Origin of the sequence: Bowmanella dokdonensis (assembly GCF_017254865.1) — a bacterium.
Taxonomy (GTDB): Bacteria; Pseudomonadota; Gammaproteobacteria; order Enterobacterales; family Alteromonadaceae; genus Bowmanella; species Bowmanella dokdonensis.
Map to the genome: position 1 here is coordinate 1 of NZ_JAFKCV010000110.1, position 425 is coordinate 425.

Below are 425 nucleotides of genomic sequence, written 5' to 3' on the forward strand. Positions count from 1 at the left end.
ATCCGTATTGGTGAGGTGGAGTTTAAGCTGGACTCGCCTTGCAGTCGCTGCGTGTTTACCACCAGAGATCCCCGTACCGGAGAGTTTTTGGGTGATCAGGAGCCGCTCAAGACCCTTGGCACCTTTCGCAAGGACAGGTCGGGTAAGATCAACTTTGGTATGAATCTTATTCCTGTTAATGAAGGTCGGCTGGAAGTGGGTATGTCGGTCGAGGTGTTGCAAGCCGATAAAAAATAAACCGGACTATTTTGCATCAGCCAATCGCCACACTGAGTGTGGCGCCTCTCCCGCGATTGAATCACTCGTCAAGATTGGTTTCCACCTTATTATCTCATCACAGGCAGTGAGCTATTTGCTGACTGGGCCGTGCTCGGCTAAGACTTAGATTCCTGCTCATTATGCATACCGCTATTTTGTTCCAGCCT

General features: G+C 49.9%; 1 protein-coding gene. It reads left to right on the forward strand.

All coding sequences use genetic code 11. The features are described from left to right. The coding region (locus tag J0A66_RS21775) for an MOSC domain-containing protein (protein ID WP_206575944.1) at window positions 1-237 on the forward strand (237 nt) is incomplete at its 5' end. Between the last annotated feature and the right edge of the window lie 188 nt (window positions 238-425).